The organism is Pseudomonas sp. Sample_11, from assembly GCF_004307505.1.
Classification (GTDB): domain Bacteria; phylum Pseudomonadota; class Gammaproteobacteria; order Pseudomonadales; family Pseudomonadaceae; genus Aquipseudomonas; species Aquipseudomonas atacamensis.
The window spans coordinates 22,594-45,720 of the sequence record NZ_RCOD01000003.1 but is presented as its reverse complement, the minus strand read 5'-3'; the positions used below and the strand labels follow the sequence as shown (position 1 = coordinate 45,720).

At 60.7% G+C, this 23,127-nt stretch carries 13 protein-coding genes, 2 tRNA genes and 1 riboswitch; of the genes, 13 read left to right on the top strand and 2 right to left on the bottom strand.

Annotation, left to right across the window (positions count from 1 at the left end; all coding sequences use genetic code 11):
- Positions 1 to 4: 4 nt before the first annotated feature.
- The gene (locus D8U60_RS00300) at positions 5 to 7,768 is read right to left on the bottom strand and encodes a DUF6543 domain-containing protein (protein WP_130899201.1); all 7,764 of its coding nucleotides are present in this window, start codon (positions 7,766 to 7,768) and stop codon (positions 5 to 7) included.
- A gap of 304 nt (positions 7,769 to 8,072) precedes the next feature.
- Between D8U60_RS00300 and D8U60_RS00295 the strand changes: the two genes are divergently transcribed.
- The 7 genes from D8U60_RS00295 (at position 8,073) to astE (ending at position 15,980) form a co-directional block, all read left to right on the top strand.
- Positions 8,073 to 9,293 (top strand): aspartate aminotransferase family protein, encoded by a 1,221-nt coding sequence (locus tag D8U60_RS00295; protein ID WP_130899200.1) that lies wholly within the window; start codon positions 8,073 to 8,075, stop codon positions 9,291 to 9,293.
- 246 nt (positions 9,294 to 9,539) lie between these two features.
- On the top strand, positions 9,540 to 10,559 hold the full coding sequence (gene aruF / locus D8U60_RS00290) for an arginine/ornithine succinyltransferase subunit alpha (protein ID WP_016773587.1): 1,020 nt from the start codon (positions 9,540 to 9,542) through the stop codon (positions 10,557 to 10,559).
- A 51-nt stretch (positions 10,560 to 10,610) separates the two neighbouring features.
- Entirely contained in the window at positions 10,611 to 11,636 is a 1,026-nt protein-coding gene (gene astA / locus D8U60_RS00285) for an arginine N-succinyltransferase (protein ID WP_024014014.1), read from the top strand.
- A complete protein-coding gene (astD, locus tag D8U60_RS00280) occupies positions 11,633 to 13,102 on the top strand; it encodes a succinylglutamate-semialdehyde dehydrogenase (RefSeq protein ID WP_164488348.1) in 1,470 nt (489 codons plus the stop codon). Before astA ends, astD begins: the two co-directional genes overlap by 4 nt.
- A 163-nt stretch (positions 13,103 to 13,265) precedes the next feature.
- Positions 13,266 to 14,612 (top strand): N-succinylarginine dihydrolase, encoded by a 1,347-nt coding sequence (gene astB, locus D8U60_RS00275; RefSeq protein ID WP_130899199.1) that lies wholly within the window; start codon positions 13,266 to 13,268, stop codon positions 14,610 to 14,612.
- A gap of 57 nt (positions 14,613 to 14,669) precedes the next feature.
- Positions 14,670 to 14,960 carry a hypothetical protein gene (locus D8U60_RS00270; protein ID WP_016773591.1) on the top strand — a complete coding sequence of 97 codons (291 nt, stop codon included), beginning with the start codon at positions 14,670 to 14,672 and terminating at the stop codon, positions 14,958 to 14,960.
- Positions 14,961 to 14,972: 12 nt separating this feature from the next.
- Positions 14,973 to 15,980: a succinylglutamate desuccinylase gene (gene astE / locus D8U60_RS00265; protein ID WP_130899198.1), complete on the top strand. Its 1,008-nt coding sequence runs from the start codon at positions 14,973 to 14,975 to the stop codon at positions 15,978 to 15,980.
- Positions 15,981 to 16,132: 152 nt separating this feature from the next.
- On the opposite strand, the gene D8U60_RS00260 is transcribed toward astE, so the two are convergent.
- Positions 16,133 to 16,642 (bottom strand): 6,7-dimethyl-8-ribityllumazine synthase, encoded by a 510-nt coding sequence (locus tag D8U60_RS00260; RefSeq protein ID WP_076563870.1) that lies wholly within the window; start codon positions 16,640 to 16,642, stop codon positions 16,133 to 16,135.
- Positions 16,643 to 16,745: 103 nt separating this feature from the next.
- A riboswitch (FMN riboswitch) is annotated at positions 16,746 to 16,917 on the bottom strand.
- Positions 16,918 to 17,192: 275 nt separating this feature from the next.
- Here D8U60_RS00260 and ltaE point away from each other — a divergent pair.
- The 6 genes from ltaE (at position 17,193) to D8U60_RS00230 (ending at position 23,004) form a co-directional block, all read left to right on the top strand.
- On the top strand, positions 17,193 to 18,197 hold the full coding sequence (gene ltaE / locus D8U60_RS00255) for a low-specificity L-threonine aldolase (protein WP_130899197.1): 1,005 nt from the start codon (positions 17,193 to 17,195) through the stop codon (positions 18,195 to 18,197).
- Positions 18,198 to 18,343: 146 nt separating this feature from the next.
- A complete protein-coding gene (gene alaS, locus D8U60_RS00250; RefSeq protein WP_122612069.1) occupies positions 18,344 to 20,959 on the top strand; it encodes an alanine--tRNA ligase in 2,616 nt (871 codons plus the stop codon).
- A 90-nt stretch (positions 20,960 to 21,049) separates the two neighbouring features.
- Positions 21,050 to 22,291 carry an aspartate kinase gene (locus tag D8U60_RS00245; RefSeq protein WP_016773595.1) on the top strand — a complete coding sequence of 414 codons (1,242 nt, stop codon included), beginning with the start codon at positions 21,050 to 21,052 and terminating at the stop codon, positions 22,289 to 22,291.
- Between the two features lie 187 nt (positions 22,292 to 22,478).
- Positions 22,479 to 22,667 carry a carbon storage regulator CsrA gene (csrA, locus tag D8U60_RS00240; RefSeq protein WP_002554426.1) on the top strand — a complete coding sequence of 63 codons (189 nt, stop codon included), beginning with the start codon at positions 22,479 to 22,481 and terminating at the stop codon, positions 22,665 to 22,667.
- A 62-nt stretch (positions 22,668 to 22,729) separates the two neighbouring features.
- A tRNA-Ser gene (locus D8U60_RS00235) sits at positions 22,730 to 22,820 on the top strand.
- Positions 22,821 to 22,927: 107 nt separating this feature from the next.
- Positions 22,928 to 23,004 (top strand) — tRNA-Arg (locus tag D8U60_RS00230).
- Positions 23,005 to 23,127: the final 123 nt, after the last annotated feature.

The following is a 23,127-nucleotide window of genomic DNA, read 5'->3' as shown; positions in this document are numbered from 1 at the left end:
GAGTTCAATCGGTGTCGATGCTGCTGGAAAAATCATGGAAGTCCTCAAACGACTGATACACGGTGTCGTTGCTCGCCTGTCGCTCCGCCAGGCGCAGTTGATACGCCGCCTCATAACGCTGCAGGCGCTGCTGGCTTTCTGCGGTCAGCGGGTTGTCGCCGAAGGCATATTCGGTCAGCACCTCGCCGGGCTGTAAAGGAAACCCGACCGGCAACTCGGTAATCGCGTTCCCGGACAAGTCCGCGTACATCAATCGAGGCAGTTCGAACAGGCCATCAGGCACCTTGCTCAAGGCGCAATTGCCCAGACGCACATCGGTCATCTGCGGGAAATGACTCAGATCCGGAGCCATGTTGAGCGGATTGTCGCTCAGGTCCACGGATCTCAGGTTTCTCAGCATTCTGAAGGCTTCTGCGGTCTGCGCAGTCAGCGTGATTTCACAGCCAGGCAGATACAGGCTGTGCAGTCTGTCCATTCCGAAGATTCTGGGGGGAACCTCGCGCAACGGATATTTGCGGATGGTGATGCTTTTGAGTTTGGGAAAAAGCGCCAACAATTGATCGACCCTGGGCGGGGCGGACGCTCCGCTTGTCAGTCGCAACTCTTCGATATGGTCGAAGCTTGCGGCCAGCGCCGGCAGCTCGCCGGTGAACGAAATGTCGCAGGTAACTCTTGGGTCCATGATGTACGTGGGCGCCCGGCGCAGGTCGGTTTCCAGATCTCGCCTGAAATGTTGGCGATTGCGTGTTTCCCTGGCTGCCGCGTCGTTCGCCAGTGGCATTTGCGTGTCAGGATCGTTGGGGATCTCATTTGCCCAGCTATCCAGGCGTTCGAGCAGGCTGGTGAGGCCGGTTTTGCGGCGCATCAGCTCAAGACGTCCATCGGCCAGCGTACCCGCCAGCTTGTAGACCAGATCGTTGGCATCGAAGCCGGACAGCGACGGGTAAAGGCTTTGCGCCAGATCGATGTCGTCCTGTTGGACCCAGACACCGAAATTGTCGGCTTTGGCCTGGAAAGCGGCTTTGACACGTTCTCTGGAAGCAACCGACAACGGGTTGGCGCCCAGTTCCATGCCGCGACCGGAATAACGCGTCAGCTCCGTCGGCACCTCGATGATGTTGTTGTCGCTCAGCAATGCAACTTCCAGCTGCGGCAGCTGTTCCAGCCCGGCAGGAACGCTATCGATTCCGGTGCTGGTCAGATCGATGAACGTCAGGTTCTGCAGTGCCGACACATCGGGCGTGACCTGCAGCGGATTGCTATACAAGTCCAGAGATTTCAAGCGGGTCAGCGTGGACAAGACCGCTTGTCCGGCAGGATCCAGTGTGATCTGGCACTTGCTCAGCATCAGCGTTTCCAGCGACGGCAGGCTTTGCAGCGCTTGAGGCATCTGGCCCAGGGACAAATCCTGCAATTCCAGGCCCTGCAATCCGCTGAAGCTTGTGAGAAAACCGTCGGAAACCTTCAGTGCCGGATTGCCCTGCAGACTGAGATGGGAGATGTGACTGAAGTCGGTGGCCAATTGCGGTAACTCACCGGTAAATGCCGCATTGGCATTGAAGGTATTGAACCGTAGTGCTGAATTGTCGGTGCGCCTGCCGCGCCACAGTTGTTCGAGGCTTTCGCTGAATTTTTGTCTCTCGGCGAGTTCTGCGGCTTTTTCCTGCGCAGTCCATGGCCGTTCTGTCGATGGATTGTTGACTGGCAGACGCTCACGCCATGCGTTGAGATCGCCAATCATGCGGGCGATTTCGCCCTCCCACCTGATCAGTTGCGCCGTGCCGGTCTGTAATGTCCCGGGCAGGCGATAAATCATGTTGATCGCAGCGTTTTCCCCAAGTCGCGGGAACAGTCTCTGCGCCATGGCAATGTCAGCCGATGGCGGCTTGATCCGGAAGTTGCGCCCGTGTGCCGCGTAGTAGAACTTGACGCGCTCGCGGGCATTTATCGACAGAGGGTTGTCGTTCAGATAGATGCCGTCGGCCTTATCGGGCTTCAGGCTGAAGATTGCGTCCGGCAGCTCGGTAATCTGGTTGTTGGCAAGCGAGAGCTCTCGCAGCAGCGGATGCTCGGCGATGCCCTTCGGCACGCTGGTCAGATCGGTATGGCCAAGTAAAAAGTTGGTGACCTTGGGCAGGGTGGTCAGATCGGGCGCGTTTGACAGTGGGTTGTGGCTCAGATCGAGCAGCCGCAACTCGGGCAGGGTGCCGAGTAGTTGCTGCCCGGCAGGTGACAGTGTCAGCGCGCAGTCATTCAGTTTGAGCTCTTTGAGATACTGCAGGCGGCCGACGAATGAGGGTATGTCATAGAGCGTGAAGGCTTTCAATTTCAGCGTCTGAAGATTCGGGAACAAGGCAGCGAACGGCTCCAGTCCGGCGGTCGTCACGTTGCCGGTGAGCTTGAGGCTGGTCACGTGATCGAAGTTGACACTCAGGCGCGGCATTTCGCCGAGAAACTTCAGGTCTGCCGCAAACAATGCGCTGCGCTTGCCGCTTCCCATCGATCTTTCGCTCCAGAAATCCTCCAGCAATTGCTTGAAGTCCGAGCGTGCGGATCGTTGCGCCAGATGCTCGCTTACGCTCAAGGCCTGGCCTGTGACCGGGTGCGCGGACGGAATTGCCGAGGCCCAGCCGGTCAGGTCATCGCGCATCTGTTGCTGCTCCGCTTTCCAGCGAAGGAGCTGTTTGCGGCTGTCGCCCAGATTGCCGGGCAAGTCGTAGATCATCTCGCTGGCCTCCTGCTTGTTCAAACCGGGAAACAGCTGCCGGGCGAGGCTGACATCCTGCTCGGGCGCCAGGACGTCAAAGTCGTTTCGATGGATGCGGAAGTAGTTTTTGATCTGATCGCGCGTTGCTGCCGATAGCGGATTGTCGGCAAGGTCAATGCCGTCACTGCGCTCGGCGGGGAGGTCGAACAGCGCCTCCGGCAATTGCGTGATGCGGTTGCCCGAGAGGGCTGCGATTCGTAACCCCGGATGGCTGCTCAGTCCTTCGGGAACGACGGTCAACCCGCAGTTGGACAGGTCGAGATGGAACAATTCCGGCAACAGGTTCAGGTCGGGGAACGTTCCCAGCGGATTGTTGCTCAGGTCCAGCGTATCCAGGGCGGTGAGTGACAGCAGCGCAGCCTGGTTTTCCGGGGTCATGACCACGCCACAATTCTTCAGTTCCAGATCGGTCAGCCGAGGCAGTTTTGCTTCGCCAAGCGCCAGCGGTTCCAGTTCGAAGCCGCTCATTTTCAGCTTGGCAAGGTTGGGCAAGCACTCCACGAAGCGCAGGGCGGCGGTGATATTGGCGTTGCCAACGAGGTTCAACCGGGTAACGCGCTCCAGACCGGTGCTGAGTATCGGCATATCGCCACTGAAGGCCGCCGTTGCCCTGAGTTCTTCAAGGCGCGGGTACGTGGGCGGGCTGCGCCAGAATTGTTCGATCTGTTGCGCAAAGTCTCGCCTGGCATCCAGTTCGCGGGTCTGCGTCTCGAGCGGCAGACGTTCTCCCGATTCGGCGGCAGTCACGGCGGCCTGGTTGATCCATTGGCTGAGTTCGAGATTCACAACGCCGAGCTCATTTTCCCAGCGTGACAACTGTGCACCGCACTCGGCCAATGGCCCGGGCAATCGGTACAAAACCCGTGTCGCGCCTTCGGTGTCAAGGGAAGGGAACAAGGCGATGGTGCGCTGCAGATCCTCCTGCACAGGCCGGACCCCGAAGTGCTTGCCGGTATGCTCGTAAAACACCTTGACCCGTTCGCGAGAGGCCGCGGTCAACGGGTTGTCTGCAAAGGTGTAACCGTCGCTGAGGGAGCTGGCCAGGTTGAAGAACTTTTCCGGTATCCGCGTGATGCGGTTGCGATCGAATTGCGCCGAGATCAATCGCGGATGATCCAGCAGATCGTCGGGCACCGTATGAATGCCGGTGTCCGACAGATTGACGTAGCGCAACGAAGGCATCGCGTGCAGATCCGGCGGCAAGCCCAGCGCATTGCCTTGCAGATCCAGCAGGGTAAGTTGTGGCAAGGAAGCCAGCACCGACTCTGTGACCGTTGTCAGGCTCACTCGGCAATCGCGTAAACGCAGTTCGCGCAGCGAGGGCATTGAAGTCAGTGCTTGCGGCAGGCTGGGCAGATTGAGATTGCGCGCATCAATATTCTGCAACTGACTGAAGGACTGCAGAAAGCTGTCGACAGATGTGGTCATCGGGCTGCCATCAATGGCGAGCGAGGTGATATGGCTGAAGTCCGCTGACAACACCGGCAAGTCGCCCATCACCGCCGGTGTAAGGCGCAAGGCGTATCCGGCGGCGAAGCCCTGTTGACTGATACCCGTGACGTGCTCCCGCCTCCAGGCTTTGAGCAATTGCTCCCTGAGCAGCCTGCGATTCTGGAGTTCGGCGCGCTTCTCCAGCGACGTCAGCGCCGTGCCGGTTTCCGGGTGTACAGCGGGCGGATTGTTGGCCCAGACATGCAGCTCGTTCTGCAATTGCAAGTAGTCATTTTGCAAGCGAAGCATCTCTGCGCGCGGGCCTGCGGGACTCCTGCGCATGCTTTCGGCGAGAAAGCGCATCTCATGATTCGACATGCGTGGATAGAGCACGCGGATGTCTTCTTCGAGGGTGTGCGGCTGGTAAGCGGAGCGTGGCGGACGCGGAGCATGGGCGTAACCGTCGGTCCCCAGCAGGCGCAGGGTGTCGACAGTCGGCGCTCGGGACGGCGTATCGGCAATCACCTGACGCCACTCGTTGCGCTCGAGCGTACGTTGACGAATGGCCGCCTTCAGCGCCTGACTCTGACCGATGCGCAGGTCCAGGCTCTGGCGCTCGCTGTCGGGCAATGCGTACAACAGGCTGGAATAGAAATCAGTGAATGAGTGCAGCTGCTGCCCACGATCGTCATAAGGTTGATATTGGCCATCGTCGCGGCGAACCAGCACCTTGTGTGCAGGCGCATCGTCACGGCCGATGGTGTCCAGTAATGTGCCCCCGTAGCGCCCATCACGGATTTCGATGCGCACATCACCACTCCAGCCCGGCAGCAGTTTGAGGCTGTGCAGCGCCAGAGAATCAGAGTCGGGGTTGCTCACCGAGGCCAGCTCAAGGCCTTCATACGCGCGGGTGACGCGCACCTCGTCACTGGCCATCTGCATGAGCGTCTGTTGGCGCGCCGGCAATTGTCCTTCGCTGATCTGCAGCAGTTCGCTGCCGGTCGCGGTATCGAGCAGTTCGCGGGTGATGCTGGCCGGCAATTTTGGAGGGTGGGTCTTGAGTCGTGCCGCCAGCGGGTCGTCGAGGTGCTGAAGGGCTTGATAGCGCGACTCGAACAGCGCGCTCGTGTTGCGTCTGGCGAGGTCGGCCACTTGCTTGCGCAGGTTCTGGCTGCGGACCTCGATGGACGGCGTCGGTCCGGCGAAGGGCTCGTCCAGCAAGGCTTTGATCTGCGTCTCGTCGAGTGCTTGGAGCAGGGTTTTGAGCACGTCGCCACCGGCCAGCGTGTCGTGGCGTAGTTCGATCACCGGCAGGCTTGTGTCGGCAGACGATTGCCACAGTTGCTCGCCTCGGCGATCGAGCAGACGCAGGCATTTGTCGCTTGGCCAGCGACCGTATTCGCTGAGCACCTGCAGCTGCATGGTCGGGTCGGCGCGCGAAAAAACTTCAGCGTCATCGCTGTCGAGCTGGTCGATGAAACGTTGCCACTGCTGATCAAGCTTGAAGCGCTGAATGCTGTCGGCCAGCAGCGGCGGGACCTTTTCCTGCTCGACATGCATTTTGCGCAGCGCGTCTTCGCTGGTTCCGCTGATCTGCAGGACGGTTTCGCGCTCGCTCGCGGACAAGCTCTCGACCGCAGGGCCGATACGGCGCAGCGCGGTTGCGCCATCCCACTCCAGCGGTTGCTCGAGTTCAGTGTGCCAGGCGCCTTCGCCATTGTGGCGCAGCACCGGTTGGTATGCGTCGGGGCGACTCGGATGTTCGATGCGGTACTGCCCCGGCACCTGACTTTCCGTGACTGCAAAATGCGCGTCCTCCAGGGGCAGCAGGCGCTTGTCTTCATGGGTATGCAGACCCAGCGCATCGGGTTGCGAATCGGCAGTCGGGCGCTGCGGATGTTTGTAGCGTTCGAGATCCGGTTGCCAATAGCGGGTGTCACCATTGGCCAGTTGTACCGGTTTGAAGCGGTCGATGAACGCCACGATCTCCTTGGGCAATACCTTGCGAAACTCGGCCGCACCAATCGCGCCGCCGACGGCGAACATGCCCAGCTGGATCATCGATTCCACGGTCCCCATCAGGTGTTCGACCGCTTCGGTCGTGCGCCCCTGCGCCCACTCGACAATGCCTTCGAATACTTCATCGAGCATCTGATAGGCCATGTACGCCATCATCGCTTCACCGAGCACCGGCACGAACGGCGCGACGATCATCGCGGCGGTCTGGGCGATGGAAGAGAGGATGTTGACCAGCGAATCCCAGAATGCCCAGCGCGCCCTTTGATCAACCAGGGCAGTCGGTACGGCAATGGTTCGGGCGTCATTGAAAGTCTTGTTCAGCTTTGCCTGGTACAGGTGTTGCCAGACATCGTCGTAAAACGGCGTCAGCGCGGTCTGCAGATCGGGCCGCTCCACCGGGGCTTCGCGCCACGCCGGCAGCGGGTCGCCGGGTTCGTGCGGATGCCAGCGGATTTCACTCAGCCGGCTGTTGAGGGTGCTGAAGAAGAAACCGCGCTGGTCGTGGTTGACGAAGCGGCTGAAGAACTGCTGATAGTCCCTGGAGCGCAACTGGCGCGTCAGCTCCACGACCATTTCCAATGGCGAGCCGTACTCCTTGAACGGATGTTCGGGGTCATCCGGGACGTAGGCAACGACGCGCGCGGCATTGCGCGTCATGTACAGGTCCGGGGCGAATACCACGATGCCGGTCAGCGGTGCGCAAAGCATCGTCATGTCATGACACAGCAGCGGGGCGCCATGCACATGCAGGCCTTTCACGCCGTCGAGCATGGCCTCGATCGTGCGTAACGCGTTTTCCGAGACATCGCGGTTCATCCGCGCCCATTGCAGGGCAGACTTCATCGCGGCCTTCTGGCTGGCGTCGATTTTGCCGCGCAAGACCGACGCGACCATCGGATCGGAATAGCCCAGATTGTCTTCCAGACTGGCTTTGTATTGGGCGCCGATATCCAGTCGACGGCATAGTTTTGTGAAAGCGGAAATGCTCAGTTTCGCCTTGATCTCGGGCAGGGTTTCAAACTGCCCTGTGGCCGAGGGGGCGCTGGTGAATGTCGACTCGGCTTCGAAGGCGTTGTCTTCGGTTTCCCTGTCTTCGAAGTTATGCAGCGCAGCCTCGAGCAGTGACACGGACCAGGCGCGGGCGCCGGTGCGGATCGGAAACCACGGGGTGGTGGCAGGAATGTACAGGCGCACGTAGGTGTTTCTGACATCCAGCTCCAGATCGAAGCAGCTTTTCAGCTCGGCCTTGAGCAGGGGCTCGGCGAAGGCCGCAGCGTCCTGCAAGTGCTCCAGGCTTTTATCGACCCGGCTCTGGGCGCTGATATGCGCCGCCCCAAGGCTTTTCATCAGCGCGTGCTGTTCGGCTGGCGCGTTCTTGAGCGCGGCCGGCTGTTGCGGGAGGCTGCTTTTCAGTGCTTCTCGCCGAGTGGCTGAAGTGTCGCCCAGCCAGGCGGGAATCGCGTTTTTCAGTGGTTGATAATGCTCGTCCGCATGGTGCGCGTCAGTTGCGTCATCCGGGCTTGCCGATGGGGGTGCTTCAGACAAATGCATGGCCATTCCTTGGCGTTGGGAAGAACCCTCAGCAAATCAGCAGCAAGCGCCCCCCGTGCGGTAGATATTTATGTCTCTGCCGTGGGGGCTGACTTGGTATCCTGCGCGGCCTGCCGCAAATCGGCCGCGCCCGGTAAACTGCGCCTTTGCGACGCTATATGTCGCATTGCCGTAAACCCGGGAAAATCCGGGGTTTGCGCTATAAGAAGTTGTCGCTTGGCGACAAGGCCGGGCACCCAACTGTCCTTACAATCCCCTCATCGCTCGCCAGTTCCAGGCGGGTGTTCCTCTTCAGGAGACTCCGATGTCCGTTGAGCACGCTGCGGTACAACGCGCCGATTTCGACCAGGTAATGGTTCCCAACTACGCGCCTGCCGCTTTCATTCCGGTGCGTGGCGCCGGTTCCCGGGTCTGGGATCAGGCCGGCCGCGAGCTGATCGACTTCGCCGGCGGGATTGCCGTTAACGTCCTGGGCCACGCGCATCCGGCGCTGGTCGGTGCCTTGACCGAACAGGCGAACAAGCTGTGGCACGTGTCCAACGTGTTCACCAACGAACCGGCCCTGCGTCTGGCGCACAAGCTGATCGACGCCACGTTTGCCGAGCGCGTGTTCTTCTGCAACTCCGGCGCCGAAGCCAACGAGGCCGCATTCAAGCTGGCCCGTCGCGTCGCATTCGACCGTTTCGGCAGCGAGAAATACGAAATCATCGCCGCGCTGAACAGCTTCCACGGCCGTACCCTGTTCACCGTCAACGTCGGTGGCCAGTCGAAGTACTCCGACGGCTTCGGCCCGAAAATCACTGGCATCACCCACGTTCCCTACAACGATCTGGCGGCACTGAAAGCCACGGTGTCCGACAAGACCTGCGCGGTCGTGCTCGAGCCGATCCAGGGCGAGGGCGGCGTACTGCCGGCCGAGCTGGCTTACCTGCAAGGTGCCCGCGAACTGTGCGACGCGAACAACGCCCTGCTGGTGTTCGACGAAGTGCAGACCGGCATGGGCCGCAGCGGCAAGCTGTTCGCCTACCAGCATTACGGCGTGACCCCCGACATCCTCACCAGCGCCAAGAGCCTGGGCGGTGGTTTCCCGATCGCGGCGATGATGACCACCGAAGCGCTGGCCAAACATCTGGTCGTCGGCACCCACGGCACCACTTACGGCGGCAACCCGCTGGCCTGCGCCGTTGCCGAAGCGGTGATCGACGTGGTCAACACCCCTGAAGTGTTGAACGGCGTGAACGCCAAGCACGACAAGTTCAAGACCCGCCTGCAACAGATCGGCGAGAAATACGGCCTGTTCACTCAGGTACGCGGTCTCGGTCTGCTGATCGGTTGCGTGCTCAGCGAAGCGTGGAAAGGCAAGGCCAAGGACATCTTCAACGCCGCCGAACAGGAAGGCCTGATGATTCTCCAGGCTGGTCCGGACGTGATCCGTTTCGCCCCGAGCCTGGTGGTGGAAGACGCCGATATCGACGCCGGTCTCGACCGCTTCGAACGTGCCGCAGCGAAGTTGACGCAAGCCTGATGGACCTTTCGGCGCCTGGAGTTTTTCCGGCGCCGAACCAATTTTTGATACCGGGCACATTCACCTGTTGGATTGAACCTGTGGTGAGGGGATTTATCCCCGATGGGCTGCGCAGCGGCCCTAGATTTTTGGGGGGGCTTCGCCCCCCAGCGGGGATAAATCCCCTCGCCACAAGTCCCATTCCTGCATCGATCTTTATGTGGGCCCGGTTTTTTCTGTGAATATTGAAGAGAAAGGAGTGACACCATGCTGGTGATGCGCCCCGCGCAAATGGCTGACCTGGGCGAGGTACAGCGTCTGGCTGCGGACAGCCCGATTGGTGTCACTTCCTTGCCGGATGACGTGGAACGTCTGAGCGACAAGATCGCCGCGAGCGAAGCTTCGTTTGCCGCCGAAGTGAGCTTCAACGGTGAAGAGAGTTACTTCTTTGTCCTCGAAGACTCCACTACCGGCAAACTCGTCGGCTGCTCGGCCATCGTCGCTTCCGCCGGTTATTCGGAGCCGTTCTACAGCTTCCGCAACGAGACTTTCGTCCACGCCTCCCGCGAGCTGAAGATCCACAACAAGATCCACGTGCTTTCGCAGTGCCACGACCTGACCGGCAACAGCCTGCTGACCAGTTTCTATGTGCAGCGCGAGCTGGTCGGATCGCCGTGGGCCGAGCTCAATTCCCGTGGCCGTCTGCTGTTCGTCGCCAGCCACCCGGAGCGTTTTGCCGATTCGGTGGTGACCGAGATCGTCGGTTACAGCGACGAGAATGGCGATTCGCCGTTCTGGGATGCGATCGGGCGTAACTTCTTCGACCTCAACTACGCCGAGGCCGAGCGCCTGTGCGGGTTGAAAAGCCGCACCTTCCTTGCCGAGCTGATGCCGCATTACCCGATCTACGTGCCGCTGCTGCCGGATTCCGCGCAAGAGGCGATGGGCCAAGTGCACCCACGGGCGCAGATCACCTTCGACATCCTGATGCGCGAAGGCTTCGAGACTGATCACTACATCGACATCTTCGACGGCGGCCCGACCCTGCATGCGCGGGTTTCCGGGATCCGTTCGATCGCCCAGAGCCGCGTGGTGCCGGTGAAGATCGGCGAGCCGGTCAAAGGCGCCGGGCGTCAGTACCTGGTGGCCAACGCACAGTTGCAGGATTACCGCGCGGTGTTGCTGGAGCTGGATTACGCGCCGGGCAAACCGGTGACGCTGGATATGGAAGCAGCCGAAGCCTTGGGCGTCGGTGAAGGTGCCAGCGTGCGCCTGGTGGCGGTTTAACGCCTTAGCGAGTTTCACGGGTGGCGCGAGCGGCCCGTTTGAGGAGATAGCATGATTGTTCGTCCCGTACGCAGCAGCGATTTATCCGCGCTGATCGACCTGGCCCGCAGCACCGGCACCGGCCTGACTACCTTGCCGGCCAACGAAGAGCGCCTGACCCACCGGGTCGGCTGGGCCGAGAAGACCTTTCGCGGCGAAGCCGGGCGTGGCGATGCCGACTATCTGTTCGTGCTCGAAGACGATGACGGCCGTGTGGTGGGCATTTCCGCCATCGCCGGCGCGGTTGGCCTGCGTGAGCCCTGGTACAACTTCCGCGTCGGTCTGACGGTCAGCGCTTCGCAAGAGCTGAACATCTACCGCGAAATCCCGACGCTGTTTCTGGCCAACGACCTGACCGGCAATTCCGAGCTGTGCTCGCTGTTCCTGCACGCCGATTACCGCAACGGCCTCAACGGCCGGATGCTGTCCAAGGCGCGCATGCTGTTCATCGCTGAGTTCCCGGAGCTGTTCGGCAACAAGATCATCGCCGAAATGCGTGGCGTGTCCGACGACGCCGGGCGCTCGCCGTTCTGGGAAAGCCTCGGCCGCCATTTCTTCAAGATGGAATTCAGCCAGGCCGATTACCTGACCGGCGTCGGCAACAAGGCGTTCATCGCCGAACTGATGCCGAAATTCCCGCTGTACACCTGCTTCCTCTCGCCGGACGCGCGCAACGTCATCGGCCAGGTGCACCCGGACACCGAGCCGGCACTGGCGATGCTCAAGAGCGAAGGCTTCAGTTACCAGGGTTACGTCGACATCTTCGACGCCGGCCCGGCCATCGAATGCGAAACCAGCAAGATCCGCGCTGTGCGTGACAGCGAAGCGCTGGTGCTGGCCGTCGGCACGCCGGGCGATGACGCCACGCCGTTCATCATCCACAACCGCAAGCGTGAGGATTGCCGCATCACGGCTGCCCCAGCGCGTCTGGCTGCGGGCACCCTGGTGGTCGATCCGCAGACCGCGAAACGTCTTCAACTCAGCGCCGGCGATCAGGTTCGCGCCGTGGCGCTGTCCGCTGCACGGGAGTCGAAATAATGAATTCGCTATACATCGCAGGTGAATGGCTGGCCGGTCAGGGCGAAGCCTTTCAATCTTTGAACCCGGTGACCCAGCAAGTGCTGTGGGCGGGCGAGGGCGCCACTGCCGCGCAGGTCGAGTCGGCGGTTCAGGCTGCTCGCCAGGCATTTCCTCAGTGGGCACGTCGCACCCTCGAGGAGCGCATCAGCGTCCTCGAAGCTTTCGCCGCTGCGTTGAAAAACCACGCTGACGAACTGGCTCGCACCATCGGCGAAGAAACCGGCAAACCGCTGTGGGAAGCCGCGACCGAAGTCACCAGCATGGTCAACAAGATCGCGATTTCGGTGCAGAGCTACCGCGAGCGCACCGGCGAGAAGAGCGGCCCATTGGGCGACGCCACCGCCGTATTGCGCCACAAGCCCCACGGCGTGGTCGCGGTGTTCGGCCCTTACAACTTCCCCGGTCACCTGCCTAACGGTCATATCGTCCCGGCGCTGCTGGCCGGTAACAGTGTGCTGTTCAAACCCAGCGAACTGACGCCGAAAGTCGCCGAGCTGACGGTCAAGTGCTGGATCGAAGCCGGTCTGCCGGCAGGCGTGTTGAACCTGCTGCAAGGCGCGCGGGAAACCGGTATCGCTCTGGCGGCGAACCCGGGTATCGACGGTCTGTTCTTCACCGGTTCGAGCCGCACCGGCAATCACCTGCACCAGCAGTTTGCCGGGCGTCCGGACAAGATTCTTGCGCTGGAGATGGGCGGCAACAACCCGCTGGTGGTCGATCAGGTCGCTGATCTGGACGCGGCGGTGTACACCATCATTCAGTCGGCATTCATTTCCGCCGGCCAGCGCTGCACCTGCGCCCGCCGTCTGCTGGTGCCGCAAGGTGCGTGGGGCGACAGCCTGCTCAAGCGACTGGTTGAAGTCAGTTCGACCATTGAAGTCGGTGCGTTCGATCAGCAACCGGCACCGTTCATGGGCTCGGTGATTTCCCTCGGCGCGGCGAAAGCGCTGATGGATGCGCAGGAACAACTGCTGGCCAACGGCGCGGTGGCGTTGCTGGAAATGACTCAGCCACAGGCGCAATCGGCCTTGCTGACTCCGGGCATCGTCGATGTGACGGCAGTGGCCGAGCGTCCGGACGAAGAACTGTTCGGGCCGTTGCTGCAAGTGATCCGCTATGCCGATTTCGGCGCCGCGATCACTGAAGCCAACAACACCGCTTATGGACTGGCCGCCGGTTTGCTCTCCGATTCCGAAGCGCGTTACCAGCAGTTCTGGCTGGAAAGCCGCGCCGGCATCGTCAACTGGAACAAACAGCTGACTGGTGCCGCGAGCAGCGCGCCATTCGGCGGCGTCGGCGCCTCGGGCAACCACCGTGCCAGCGCCTATTACGCAGCGGATTACTGCGCATACCCGGTGGCGTCGCTGGAAACCCCGAGCCTGGTGCTGCCATCGGCCCTGACGCCTGGCGTGAAAATGGCGTAGCGCCAAATCGCTGGCAAGCCAGCTCCCACAGGGTCAGAGACGTCCACACATTTTGTGTACGACGCGGTCAATGTGGGAGCTGGCTTGCCAGCGATGGCCGCACCTCGGTCTTAAAGAATAGTTACTGAAGCCTATAACAACAGATTCTCGTGGAGCCTCGCTGATGAAATCCTATGAAGTCAATTTTGACGGTCTAGTGGGGCCGACCCATAACTACGGTGGTCTGTCCTACGGCAACGTCGCCTCGCAGAGCAACAGTCAGCAATCCTCGAATCCGAAGGAAGCGGCGCTGCAAGGTCTGGCAAAAATGAAAGCGCTGATGGACATGGGCTTTCAGCAAGGCGTGCTGGCTCCGCAGGAACGTCCTGATGTGGCGGCGCTGCGTCGTCTGGGCTTCAGTGGCACTGACGCGCAGGTGATCGAGCGCGCCGCCAAAGAAGCGATGCCGCTGCTGGTCGCCAGTTGCTCGGCGTCGAGCATGTGGGTGGCCAACGCCGCCACGGTCAGCCCGAGTGCCGACACCGCTGACGGCCGCGTGCACTTCACTGCTGCCAACCTCAATTGCAAATATCACCGCAGCATCGAACACCCGACCACCAGTCGCGTGCTCGGCGCGATGTTCGCCAATCAACAGCACTTCGCCCATCACGCCGCTTTGCCGGCAGTGGCGCAGTTCGGCGACGAAGGCGCGGCCAACCACACGCGTTTCTGCCGTGAGTACGGCGAAGCGGGCGTCGAGTTTTTCGTGTTCGGCCGCAGTGCGTTCGACAACCGTTTCCCGGCGCCGCAGAAATACCCGGCGCGCCAGACCCTCGAAGCCTCGCAAGCCGTGGCGCGTCTGCACGGTCTGCGTGACGAAGGCGTGGTCTATGCGCAGCAGAACCCCAACGTTATCGATCAGGGCGTGTTCCACAACGACGTGATCGCCGTGGGCAACGGTGAAGTGCTGTTCTATCACGAGGACGCGTTCCTCGAGACCGACAAGATGCTCGCCGAACTGCAAGGCAAACTGGCCAAGGTCGGCGGCAACTTCCAGTCTGTTTGCGTGCCGCGTTCGGCAGTCAACGTGGATGACGCGGTGCGTTCCTACCTGTTCAACAGCCAGTTGCTGTCGCGTGCCGATGGCTCGATGCTGCTGATCGTGCCGCAGGAATGCCAGGCCAACGAACGCGTCTGGGCTTATCTGCAAAGCCTGACCAGCTCCGGCGGGCTGATCCGCGAAGTGAAGGTCTTCGATCTCAAGCAAAGCATGCAGAACGGCGGTGGCCCGGCGTGCCTGCGTCTGCGCGTGGCGCTGAATGAAACCGAACTGGCGGCAGTCAACCCAGGCGTTATCATGACGGCCCCGTTGTACGGTTCGTTGACCGCATGGGTTGAAAAGCACTACCGCGACCGCCTGAGCGAAACCGATCTGGCGGACCCGCAGTTGCTGCTTGAATGCCGGACGGCACTGGATGAACTGACGCAAATCCTTAAACTGGGCGCGGTTTATCCCTTCCAGATCAATTGATCGCCAGCGCGCTGCCTGAACGCGGCGCGCGGCGTGTCACCCCAAGAGAGTAAAAACATGAGCGATTCCCTGCAGCTGATCCTTGAAGACACCGACGGCACGCAATTGCAAACCTCGTGCACCCGCGTTGCGGTCATGTGGCAAGGCAAAGAGCTGTGGATCCAGCAGGACGGCCGTGGCCAACTGCTGATCGGCGTCGACGTCGAGGAAGGTGACGAAGAGTACGCCAACCTGCTGCTGCGCCCATTGGCGACTAATCTGGTAAGTCTGCAACTGGAAATGGAACCGGCTGACCTCGGCGCTGACGAGGATCACGTACACGGCCCGGATTGCAACCACGACCACTAAGGAAACCGCTCTATGCTCGCCCTCGGCAAACTGCTTGAACTGACCCTCGCCGGCCGTGAACCGGCGGAGAAGACTCAACTGACTGTCGAAGGCGTGCGCATGCGCTGGTTGAGCGAAGGGGCGCTGGAAGTGCGGCCCCCGGAAGCGCGCGACAATGGCCTGGACCTGCTGCTGTCGGCAGGTATCCACGGCAACGAAACGGCACCGATCGAGTTGCTTGATCGGCTGCTGCACGACATCGCACGCGGCGATCTCAAGCCGCGCGCACGCATTCTGTTCCTGTTCGGCAACCCGGAAGCGATTCGCAAGGGCGAGCGTTTCGTCGAGCAGGATGTCAATCGGCTGTTCAACGGCCGCCACGAACAAAGCAGCGGCTCGGAAGCGTTGCGCGCCTGTGAGCTGGAACGGCTGGCGGCGAGTTTCTTCAGCAAGCCCGATCGCGAGCGTCTGCACTACGACCTGCACACGGCGATTCGTGGGTCGAAGATCGAACAGTTCGCCTTGTACCCGTGGAAGGAAGGACGCCAGCATTCCCGTCGCGAACTGACGCGCCTGCGCGCCGCCGGCATGGAAGCAGTGCTGTTGCAGAACAAGCCATCGATCGTGTTCAGCTCGTACACCTACGACAAGCTCGACGCTGAAGCTTTTACCTTGGAACTGGGCAAGGCGCGGCCGTTCGGGCAGAACGATGGCGTCAACGTCTCACTGCTGGAAACCCGTCTGAAGCAGATCATCGAAGGCACTGAGCCGGAGACAGAAGAAGGGCTGGACGGCTTGCAACTGTTCAGCGTGGCGCGGGAAATCATCAAGCACAGCGATGCGTTCCGCCTGAATCTGCCAGCGGACATCGAGAACTTTTCCGAGCTGGAACCGGGTTATGTGCTGGCCGAGGATCTGGCCAATACCCGCTGGGTGATCGAAGAGCAGGGCGCGCGGATCATCTTCCCCAACCCCAAGGTCAAGAACGGCCTGCGCGCCGGCATCCTGATCGTCCCGGCCACAGACGAAAACCTCGCCTGATAGCGACATCTGAATCGGCACAAAACCAATGTGGGAGCGAGCCTGCTCGCGAAAGCGGTCTACCAGTCAACTTGTCGTCGGCTGGCAGTCCCTCTTCGCGAGCAGGCTCGCTCCCACATTTGATTTGAGTGAGGTCAAAAACTCACTCGACGTTACACGGCTACCGCACGCGGCTCTGTACGACGCAGCGCACGAACTTTCTGCAGCGTGTCCGCGCAAGTCCGCGCTGCTTCCTGACCCTTGTGCACAAAGTGCTCGAAGAAGAACTTCTGATGCTCTTCGCCCGAATGGAAGTGATGCGGGGTCAGCGACACCGAGAACACCGGCACTTCGGTTTCCAGCTGCACCTGCATCAGGCCGCTGACCACCGATTGCGCAACGAACTCGTGCCGGTAAATGCCGCCGTCCACCACCAGGGCGGCGGCGACGATGCCGGCGTAACGGCCGGACTTGGCCAGCAGCTTGGCGTGCAGCGGCATTTCAAAGGCGCCGCCGACTTCAAAGAAATCGATGTCCGATTCCTGATAACCCTGCACCAGCATTTCAGCGACGAAGCCTTTACGGCTCTGGTCGACGATTTCCTTGTGCCAGCAGGCCTGGATGAACGCGACGCGCTCGCCCTGTGGGTGTTTGCTTTTGCTGTCGATAGCGGTGGGTTGCATGTTCTGACTCCTGTTTGTGTGAAAAACAGGGCGTTATGAATCGAAAGGGATGCAGGGGTGCGAACGCAGGCACGGATGCACGCGGACGGCCCTTTGGCGTCGATCCCGTTCTCTCTTCATCCGGACTATGACCGTCGGCCCCGGGATCACACCGGGTCTGCTGACCTTGCCGACGCACCCGACTCAAGTCGTGCGCAGCGCCAAGCGCTCGCGGGCTATGCGCGTTGCGCGCAATTACCGCCGGTGGGGAATTGCACCCCGCCCTGAGAACGTTTGTGCCGCCCAATCTCGGGCAGCGCGCAGTTTGTAACACATATTTTTCGGTCCTGCACAGAACCTGTGGGAGCGAGCTTGCTCGCGAAAGCGGCTTCACATTCAACGAATATGCTGCCTGTTACTGCTCTTTCGCGAGCAGGCTCGCTCCCACATGGATTGTGCTTTTTCCTGAGGACGGTGATTTTTCCTTCTTCAAGGCTTGATTAATCTGCGCGATGACCGCAGTAATCCCACTTCACAAAGGGATTTCCCCATCTGACCAGAGGCCAGGTTCATGAGCGTTATCGATCTTCGCAGCGACACCGTCACCCAACCGACTCCCGCTATGCTCGAGGCGATGACCGCAGCCGATACCGGTGACGATGTGTACGGCGAAGATCCGACGGTCAATCACCTCGAGGCCGAACTGGCCCAACGCCTGGGCTTTGCTGCTGCGCTGTTCGTGCCGACCGGAACCATGAGCAACCTGCTCGGCCTGATGGCGCACTGCGAGCGTGGCGACGAATACATTGTCGGTCAGCAGGCGCACACCTATAAGTACGAAGGTGGCGGGGCGGCGGTGCTCGGTTCGATTCAGCCGCAGCCGCTGGAGCTGCAGAGCGACGGTTCGCTGGATCTGGATCAGGTCGCCGCCGCGATCAAACCGGACGATTTCCATTTCGCCCGCACGCGTTTGCTGGCGCTGGAAAACACCATGCAGGGCAAAGTCTTGCCGCTGGAGTATCTGGCGCGCGCGCGACGCTTTACGCAGGAACACGGCCTGGAATTGCACCTGGACGGCGCGCGGTTGTACAACGCGGCGGTCAAGCTCGGCGTCGATGCCCGCGAGATCACCCAGCATTTCGATTCGGTGTCGGTGTGCCTGTCCAAAGGCCTCGGCGCGCCGGTCGGCTCGGTGCTGTGCGGCTCCGAGCAACTGATCGGCAAGGCGCGGCGTTTGCGAAAAATGGTCGGTGGCGGCATGCGTCAGGCCGGGTTGCTCGCGGCGGCTGGCTTGTACGCGCTGGATCATCACGTCGAACGGCTGGCGGATGACCATGCCAACGCGCAGTTGCTCGCCGAGGGTCTGCGTGAGGCCGGTTTCGTCGTCGAGCCCGTGCAAACCAATATGGTTTATGTGCAGATGGGTGACAAGGCCGCAGCACTCAAGGACTTTGCCGGCGAACGCGGGATCAGGCTCAGCGCCGCTGCGCGCTTGCGCATGGTCACGCACATGGACGTCAGCCGCGCGCAAATCGAACAAGTGATCGAGACATTCGTCGAGTTTTCACGCAAGTGACAGCGTCAGCCGTCCAATTGACCGTTTCTATCGTATAAACACGCTGTACCCCGCGCGCAGGGCCGATATAATGCGGCCCTTTGCCGTCGCTTCGTCTCACGACGTTTCGAACAGGCCTTTGGCCGCAGCCTCCGTGGAAGAACCTAATGAAAAGCGCAGAAATCCGTGAAGCCTTCCTTCGCTTCTTCGAAGAGCAAGGCCACACCCGTGTAGCCTCCAGCTCTTTGATTCCGGGCAACGACCCAACCCTGCTGTTCACCAACGCGGGGATGAACCAGTTCAAGGACTGCTTCCTGGGCCAGGAAAAACGTGCGTACACCCGTGCCACCAGTAGTCAGAAATGCGTGCGCGCCGGCGGCAAGAACAGTGACCTGGAAAACGTCGGTTATACCGCACGTCACCACACGTTCTTCGAGATGCTCGGCAACTTCAGCTTCGGCGACTACTTCAAGCACGACGCGATCACCTTTGCCTGGACCTTCCTGACTGGCGTGCTCAAGCTGCCGAAGGAAAAGCTCTGGGTCACTGTCTACGCCACCGACGACGAAGCGTATGACATCTGGACACAGAAAATCGGCGTGCCGGCCGAGCGCATGATCCGCATCGGCGACAACAAGGGCGCTCCATACGCTTCCGACAACTTCTGGACCATGGGCGATACCGGCCCGTGCGGCCCGTGCACCGAGATTTTCTACGATCACGGCGAGCACATCTGGGGCGGCCCACCGGGCTCGCCGGAAGAAGATGGCGATCGCTACATCGAAATCTGGAACAACGTGTTCATGCAGTTCAACCGCACCGCCGATGGCGTGTTGCATCCGTTGCCTGCGCCGTCGGTGGACACCGGCATGGGCCTGGAGCGGATCAGTGCGGTGATGCAGCACGTCAACTCCAACTACGACATCGACCTGTTCAAGAACCTGCTCAAGGCTTCGGCTGAAGCGATCGGCTGCGAAAACGGCGATCAGTCGTCGCTCAAAGTCGTCTCCGACCACATTCGTTCCTGCGGTTTCCTGATCGCCGACGGCGTGCTGCCGTCCAACGAAGGTCGCGGTTACGTGCTGCGCCGGATCATCCGTCGCGCCTGCCGTCACGGCAACAAGCTCGGCGCCACCGGCAGCTTCTTCTACAAGATCGTCGCGGCGCTGGTTGCCGAGATGGGCGAAGCCTTCCCGGAACTGCAGAAGCAGCAAAGCAACATCGAGCGCGTGCTCAAGGCTGAAGAAGAGCAGTTCTCCAAGACCCTGGAGCACGGCCTGAAAATCCTCGAGCAGGATCTGGCCGAGCTCAAAGGCACCGTGGTGCCAGGTGACGTGGTGTTCAAACTCTATGACACCTACGGTTTCCCGATGGACCTGACCGCCGACATCGCCCGCGAACGCGGCCTGACCGTCGACGAAGCCGGTTTCGAGCGCGAGATGGAAGCGCAGCGTGTTCGCGCGCGTTCGGCCAGCTCGTTCGGTCTGGACTACAACACCCTGGTCAAGGTCGACGTGGCCACCGAGTTCACCGGTTACGCGGCCACCAGCGGCTCGGCGAAAATCGTTGCCATCTATAAGGATGGCCAGTCGGTCGACGTGCTGAGCGAAGGTCAGGAAGGCGTGATCGTGCTCAACCAGACGCCGTTCTACGCCGAATCCGGTGGCCAGATCGGCGACTGCGGTTTCATTCAGGCCGGCAGCAGCCGCTTCGACGTGCGCGACACCACCAAGACCGGTGGCGCATTCCTGCACCACGGCGTGCTGGCCTCGGGCAGTCTGACCATTGGCGCACCGGTGGAAACCCACGTCGACGCCGAAGTGCGTCACGCCACCGCGCTGAACCACTCGGCCACTCACTTGCTGCACGCCGCGCTGCGTCAGGTGCTCGGTGAGCATGTGCAGCAGAAAGGTTCGTTGGTCGACAGTCAGCGTCTGCGTTTCGACTTCAGCCACTTCGAAGCGATCAAGCCAGAACAGATCAAGCAGCTGGAAGACATCGTCAACGCCGAGATTCGCAAGAATTCCGCCGTTGAAACCGAAGAAACCGACATCGAAACCGCGAAGAACAAAGGCGCCATGGCGCTGTTCGGCGAGAAGTACGGCGACAGCGTGCGCGTGCTGAGCATGGGCGACTTCTCGGTCGAACTGTGCGGCGGTATCCACGCCAACCGTACCGGCGACATCGGCCTGCTGAAAATCATCAGCGAAGGCGGTGTGGCCTCGGGCGTGCGTCGTATCGAGGCGGTCACTGGCGCTGCGGCGCTGGCCTACTTGAACGCGGCGGAAGAACAACTCAAGGAAGCGGCCAGCCTGGTCAAGGGCAGCCGCGACAACCTGATCGACAAGCTCTCGGCGGTACTGGAGCGCAACCGTCTGCTGGAGAAACAACTCGAGCAGTTGCAGGCCAAGGCAGCCAGCGCGGCGGGCGACGATCTGTCGGCCTCGGCGGTGGACGTCAAGGATGTGAAGGTGTTGGCCGCCCGTCTGGACGGTCAGGATGGCAAGGCGCTGCTGGCGCTGGTCGATCAGCTGAAAAACAAACTCGGCCGCGCAGTGATCCTGCTCGGCGGTGTCCATGAGGAAAAGGTCGTACTGGTTGCAGGCGTAACCAAGGACCTGACTGGCCAACTCAAAGCCGGTGATTTGATGAAACAGGCTGCTGCGGCAGTGGGCGGGAAGGGCGGTGGTCGTCCGGACATGGCGCAGGGCGGCGGTGTCGATGCCGCTGCGCTGGATGGCGCGCTGGCGCTGACCGTTCCATTCGTCGAGCAGGCTTTATAAGACGGCTCGCCGGGCCCGCAGTCTAGTGGCGGGCCTGGCGACTGTTCGAAAGATTATTGGGCGCCCTTCATGGGCAGAGGCGGCTTTGAAATGGCTTTGATCGTACAGAAATTTGGAGGCACCTCGGTCGGCACTGTCGAGAGAATCGAGCAGGTCGCCGACAAGGTTAAGAAATTCCGCGATGCCGGCGATGACCTGGTGGTTGTGCTGTCTGCAATGAGCGGCGAAACCAACCGTCTGATCGATCTGGCCAAGCAAATCAGTGGCGAGGCACAACCGGTTCCGCGCGAGCTGGACGTGATCGTATCCACCGGTGAGCAGGTGACGATTGCCCTGTTGGCCATGGCGCTGATCAAGCGCGGTGTGCCGGCGGTGTCGTACACCGGCAATCAGGTGCGGATCCTGACTGACAGTGCGCACAATAAAGCGCGTATCTTGCAGATTGATGACCAGAAGATTCGCGGTGATCTGAAGGCTGGCCGTGTGGTGGTTGTCGCCGGTTTCCAGGGCGTCGACGAGCACGGCAACATCACCACCCTCGGTCGCGGCGGTTCCGATACCACCGGCGTGGCACTGGCGGCGGCCTTGAAGGCGGATGAATGCCAGATCTACACCGACGTCGACGGTGTCTACACCACCGACCCGCGTGTGGTGCCGGTCGCTCAGCGTCTGGACAAGATCACCTTCGAAGAGATGCTGGAAATGGCCAGCCTCGGTTCCAAGGTGCTGCAGATCCGTGCGGTGGAATTCGCCGGCAAGTACAACGTTCCGCTGCGCGTACTGCACAGCTTCAAGGAGGGTCCGGGCACCCTCATTACTATTGATGAAGAGGAAACCATGGAACAGCCGATCATTTCCGGCATCGCTTTCAACCGCGATGAAGCCAAGCTGACCATCCGTGGCGTGCCAGACACCCCGGGCGTGGCGTTCAAGATTCTCGGCCCGATCAGTGCCGCGAACATCGAAGTCGACATGATCGTGCAGAACGTCGCGCACGATAACACCACCGACTTCACCTTCACCGTGCACCGCAACGACTACCAGGCCGCACAGACTGTGCTGGAAAACACCGCTCGCGAGATCGGTGCCCGTGAAGTGGTCGGCGACACCAAGATCGCCAAGGTCTCGATCGTCGGCGTCGGCATGCGTTCCCACGCAGGCGTGGCCAGCCGCATGTTCGAATCCCTGGCGAAAGAAAGCATCAACATCCAGATGATCTCGACTTCGGAAATCAAGGTGTCCGTAGTGATCGAAGAGAAATACCTGGAACTGGCTGTGCGCGCGCTGCACACGGCTTTCGAACTGGATGCTCCGGCCCGTCAGGGCGAGTAATCCGCTTCTGTGAAGGGCGCGGTCTGACCGCGCCCTTTATTTTTGAATGGCGCGAGCCCCGGAACTGTTCTTTTGCTCGCGCTGGTCAATACTCAGGCATGTAGGGCTACGATCGCTGCGGTTGTAGGTCGGGTGCCTTTTTTTTGCAGACTGTTGTCCCTGAAATGAATGGCGTAAGGAGAAAGGTATGCTGATTCTGACTCGTCGGTGCGCGGAAAGCCTGATTATCGGTGACGGCGAAATCACCGTGACCGTGCTCGGCGTCAAAGGAAACCAGGTGCGTATCGGCGTCAACGCTCCGAAAGAGGTTGCGGTGCACCGTGAGGAAATTTACCTGCGTATAAAGAAAGAGAAGGACGAAGAACCAAGCCATTAATTTTTATCGATTTTTATGTTTGCAAACGGGGAAGAAGCTGGTTAATATACGCCCCGTGTTGCGGAGAGCTGGCCGAGTGGCCGAAGGCGCTCCCCTGCTAAGGGAGTACACCTCAAAAGGGTGTCGGGGGTTCGAATCCCCCGTTCTCCGCCATTATTTGCTTAGTACGTCGTAATCTGGCTTCTTCTGTAAGTTGTTGAAATTACTAGAAAAAGTGTTTGACATAGAGATTAGACGGCCTATAATGCGCGGCAACAAATGCACTCGTAGCTCAGCTGGATAGAGTACTCGGCTACGAACCGAGCGGTCACAGGTTCGAATCCTGTCGAGTGCACCATTTAAGAGTTATTTGCTGTAAGGTGAGTAACTCGGCTTCAGCCAGTTGTGGTCTGGTTTAAAAACACAAAATGCACTCGTAGCTCAGCTGGATAGAGTACTCGGCTACGAACCGAGCGGTCAC